The 4,829-nt window shown below is 41.3% G+C and carries 3 protein-coding genes and 1 pseudogene; all 4 read left to right on the forward strand.

Translation table 11 applies throughout. From position 1 onward, the window contains the following. The first annotated feature begins 359 nt into the window (after positions 1-359). The 4 genes and pseudogenes from BEA93_RS23860 to BEA93_RS23875 all read left to right on the forward strand — a co-directional run bounded on the left by BEA93_RS23860 (position 360) and on the right by BEA93_RS23875 (position 4,605). Positions 360-644, forward strand: coding sequence for a CopG family ribbon-helix-helix protein (locus BEA93_RS23860; RefSeq protein ID WP_089666212.1), 285 nt, complete (start codon positions 360-362; stop codon positions 642-644). Beyond that, positions 644-919, forward strand: coding sequence for a type II toxin-antitoxin system RelE/ParE family toxin (locus BEA93_RS23865; RefSeq protein WP_000421258.1), 276 nt, complete (start codon positions 644-646; stop codon positions 917-919). Before BEA93_RS23860 ends, BEA93_RS23865 begins: the two co-directional genes overlap by 1 nt. 97 nt (positions 920-1,016) lie before the next feature. Continuing rightward, a pseudogene (locus BEA93_RS23870) lies at positions 1,017-1,219 on the forward strand (hypothetical protein); the annotation flags it as partial. Between the two features lie 254 nt (positions 1,220-1,473). Next, positions 1,474-4,605, forward strand: coding sequence for a hypothetical protein (locus BEA93_RS23875; protein WP_105225202.1), 3,132 nt, complete (start codon positions 1,474-1,476; stop codon positions 4,603-4,605). Positions 4,606-4,829: the final 224 nt, after the last annotated feature.

Here is a 4,829-nt window from a genome sequence, read left to right on the forward strand (position 1 = left end):
CTATTCCCCTTGTACATGCAGAGTCATCGCTCTTGGCAACCGTTCAATGTTAATGCTGGCGTGAAAGGTGAAGCAGAAGGCTTTTGCTGCTAATCAAAGTCTGACAGTTCAGGGCTGGGACAAGCTCACTCTGCTTCATATGATGGTAGCTAGCCATCGAGTCCTATTACATACAAGGGCTGGGGATAGGTAAGGTGAAATCTATCAATCTGTACCGGCTTACGCCGGGCTTCGGCGGTTTTACTTCAGTATCATATGAAACAACGGAGTGCCGCCTTACATGCGCTGACGCGCATTATTTGCCTTGTGCCACCTGAATGTAATCACTATGATTAAATATGATTAACAACTAATCGGATATGCAAATGAAAAACAATAGTGCACAAGCAACAAAAGTAATTACCGCGCATGTGCCATTACTTATGGCTGATAAAGTTGACCAGATGGCCGCCAGACTGGAACGCTCCCGGGGCTGGATTATCAAACAGGCGCTTTCTGCATGGCTTGCCCAGGAGGAGGAGCGTAATCGCCTGACGCTGGAAGCCCTGGACAATGTGACATCCGGACAGATTATCGATCATCAGGCTGTACAGGCCTGGGCGGACAGCCTCGGTACTGACAATCCGTTACCGGTGCCACGCTGATGGAACTGAAGTGGACTAGTAAGGCGCTTTCTGATTTGGCGCGGTTATATGATTTTCTGGTACTGGCCAGTAAACCTGCTGCCGCCAGAACGGTGCAGTCCCTGACACAGGCGCCGGTCATTCTGTTAACTCATCCACGTATGGGAGAACAGTTATTTCAGTTTGAACCCAGGGAGGTCAGACGGATTTTTGCTGGCGAGTACGAAATCCGTTACGAACTTACTGGCCAGATTATTTATGTATTGCGCCTGTGGCACACACGAGAAAACAGATAGATTGTGTGTGGAGGATATCCTGCAGGTATTAACTCTGGAGCATTGTTATCAGGCTGAATGTTTGGTATTCCATTAAATAGCCTTGTAGGGGGATAAAATGAACTACGATGAAATAACGAAAATCACCGCTGAACGTATTAGCGACTACATGACCGAAGCAGTTAATACAGACTCTAAAGCCGTTGCGGAAATGTTTCACAACGCTGCCTGGGGAGTGAGAACATTGTGGTTTGAACTCGTCACAAAATAGATATGGATATACATAAAAAGAACAGGTATGCGAGTTATGATTTTAGAAGGAAAATCGAAATGCAGCATGAAGAGTTTCAGAAAATGACAGAGCGCGAGCAAGTGCCTTTATTGAAATCGCCAGAATAACAGCAACAGAACAAGTACATTGCTGTATTCTGTTTTCTTTGAAGTATTGTTGTGTATTCGACTTGATCTAACACTGACCAGAACCTGAATCCTGATTCATTGTTATAAAAATAAGTAAATCAACGTATCATTCTGCCAGTGAATTTATTGGAAAAATGCTGTTATGAAGGTTACTTATGTTTAGTAAACTGTTTAAAAGCGTGAGCAGTCTGGTTGATAGTGAGCTCAGACATAATTTACGTATGAATTCTGAGTATCGAAAATATCGCTGGAATATTTTTGAACGCCTGCTGGCCTGGTGCTCTACATATTATGGATGGGCCATGCTGATTCTCTGGGTTGGTGCAATAATGATTGTACTTGCTGGTTTGTATCTGAGGCCGGTCCTGGCTCCATTTGGCAGGCAGTATTTTAAGGGAGTTGAAAAGCTTCCAGATGGACTCTCAGATCTGCTGGGTGGACAATTAACCATCATTGGTATTGTTTTTCCATTAGTTGTCGGTCTGATCAGCGTCCTTTTTCAGAAAAAATCGACCCGTGAGCATATCCAGTCGGCTTATCAGCTTTACTCGGGATACATGTTTGCAGGCCTGAGCGGTCTTTCCCTTGCTGCGTTTATTCTGGTGAGTGAACTTTTGTCTGCCCGGGGGGATAAATACCTTGATATTTGTCTTGTTGTAGTGGCAATAATCTGGATGATCATGAATATCGGTTTGTCTGTCTGGTTTTTTATTCAGAGTCTGAATGTACTGGATAATCGCCGGCGTGATCGAATCATGCTTAAGTATTTCGTTTCAAAAGTTGTGACACCACATATAAGAACAGCTATTGTAAGAAACTGGTTGATTTGTCCTAGTGATTATATTAACAAGAAATGGCGGCTGAATTTCCCAGTTGATGTTTATAATTCTCCGAAAAAAGAAAAATCAGACCTTCTGAAGTTAAAACTTAAAATGGATGAGCGTGTGAGAGATGTCTATACACTTCCATTATTATTTCTTCTCAGGAGATTAAAAACTGTCGGAACAGGAGCTGAACGAGTCTGTGTCTTACCCGGATGGGGGATACATAATGGCGAAGTGGTTATTCTTGCTACAATCGGTATCAAATATAATGCTCTCTGGGAGAAATTGTTTAAGCTCTGTTTTATCCGTGGAAGCAAATGGGAAAAAACAAATTTTTTAAATTTCACCAGAGGTTTTTATGGGGAAATTTATGATGCTCTGGATGAACGAAATCTGGGGGCGTTTGAGGAAGCTGCAGACAGGCTTGTTTCGACCTTTATTACACTGAAAAGATGTTTCCAGTATGGTGATAAAAATTATATTGATGATGTATCCGTTTCATTTTTTCCACAAAGTTTAAGCCAGTCTTTTCATAATGATTTCTACCGTCTTGCAGAAGAAGTGGTGAAAACACTGGATACCACATCTATGTATTTTCGAAAGATCATACATCTTCCTCAGTCTTTTTACCGGTATCGGGGAGAAGGCAGAACCGGAGAGTTGCAACAGGCTCTTCAGTCCCAGTGTGATATCTGGCAGATACTGATTGACTGGAATGCTGGAAACAAGGCGTTATCAGTGAACCAGAAGCAACGTTATGTTGCAATGCTGCAAAATTTTATCGGCGAGTGGGAAAGCTGGCATATGTGGTTGCGTCTGACGTTTAAGAATAATGTTGATACTGCTGGCTATACTGAGGCCCTTGTATCACATTTGTTTCGCTCTATGGAAATGCTTATTACAGCAATAACATCTGATGATATTGATGCCACTGATCTGAGTACTGATATGTTTACGCTGTGGCTTAATCAGGGGCAGTTTCATAATCATTATCACGAAGAATATCTGTGGCACAGCCATTTTCTTACGCCAGATTTTTTATTGCATTCGGTTTCAGGTAACTGTCAGTCCTGCATATTGAGGGGGGCATCGTATAACGAAAAAGCCGCACTATCCCTGACAATGTATAATGTGATGACAGATCTCCGACTGTTCCTGGCAGCTTATATAGTGAGATATCTGGAACAACAAAAAAATGTTAATTTATATAATATTATTAAACGGTTACTGTCTCCTTCACTGGTCGCTCCAACTGGTGCATACAATACACTACCTCCGGAAATAGTAGGTCAGACTGATATTATTGATGTTATATTACGTCTCACTTTCTGCCATGCAGACGAGCGCAGTAACTGGTTTTCACGCTTGTCTCATATGGTGGAGATACTCACCAGAAACAACAACGGGCCGGTTATTTCCGGGCGGATTTATATGGGCTGGGTTGATGATTTAAAAACACTATACCCTGCATTTGCTGATATAGCAGTAATGCTGTCTGTTACTGAACAAAGTGTCAGTCCAAAAGTGATTACTGCAATCAGTGAAGGGATTTTCTCATTTTCTGATAAAAAATATATTGTCGATACTCTGAAATCTCTGATGAAAAACACGACAGACGTAGCAGGCAATTTTCTGATGACACCTGAGGAGTACGCTACGCGAGTTGTATTTTTTAACAGAACACTGGACATGTACATATCCGCTTTTGAAGAAAGTATTAAGTCAGATATTATAAAGGCAGAAGCAGATATCGATCTTTTCAGAAGGATTGATATGAACATCTCTCAGAATGTCATTGATGATATTAAGAAAGATCATCTTCTTTCTCTTTTTGAGTTTACACCTGATGCTGGAGCTTCAGAACGCTGGGAAAAACAACAGTTCAGTTTTCCTATTGATAAAGAGAATGTGGCCAGAAATCTTGGACAAACAATTGATCCGGCATATATTCACTCAACGACATGTTCAGCCAGGATGCTTGATACAATCCACCGGAAACTCTTTATTAATCGCGGTCAGTTGAGTGAGGATATAGGCAATCTGGATGAACTTTTTCATAAAGTAAAAATTTTTATGAAAAAAGAAGAAGATTGCACTCTCATTGTGTATGGTGATTGTTTTTCCAGGAAATTATACGAACTTGAATATTGCACTGATAAACATAATGAACTTGGCATAAAAAGAGTAAGTAAACCAGAAAAGGGATATCAGCCACATGTTCTTCAATATATGATTGGCAACTGTACAATATATTTCGTTCCGGACTGTCAGGATAATTACTCATTACTGGTACGGAATTCATCTTTTGGTCGTTTACGTCTGTTCCGTTACCCTGATGATACGATGTTCTGCACGTTCTGCAGGGAAGATGCAGATGATCCACTTAAAAGTATTATAACCCACTTCTGGGAGCTGGATGCAGAGATGACAGATCCTGTCATAGCTATGTTTAATCACGTCTGAGTGCCATGAGCGATTTCTGTCTTTTCTGTAACAGTATCCTGACATTGTAATCAAAAAAGCATTAATGTGTTTTTGGTAGTAATCCGTTTTTATTAATGCCACAGAAGCATTAGTCTTTCTTTTCCTTCAGGAAGATCCGAAAACCCCTGGTTACGGATCTTCCTCTCCCCCACACAACGCCACCTCCTGTAAGTACAACATGTCGTGCTGCATTCAGCTGCTCA

The sequence above is a fragment of the Escherichia sp. MOD1-EC5950 genome, assembly GCF_002965345.1.
Classification (GTDB): domain Bacteria; phylum Pseudomonadota; class Gammaproteobacteria; order Enterobacterales; family Enterobacteriaceae; genus Escherichia; species Escherichia marmotae.

Coding starts and splice junctions, on each gene's coding strand:
- BEA93_RS23860 (WP_089666212.1), top strand. CDS start 360: ATGCAAATGAAAAACAATAGTGCACAAGCAACAAAAGTAATTACCGCG.
- BEA93_RS23865 (WP_000421258.1), top strand. CDS start 644: ATGGAACTGAAGTGGACTAGTAAGGCGCTTTCTGATTTGGCGCGGTTA.
- BEA93_RS23875 (WP_105225202.1), top strand. CDS start 1,474: ATGTTTAGTAAACTGTTTAAAAGCGTGAGCAGTCTGGTTGATAGTGAG.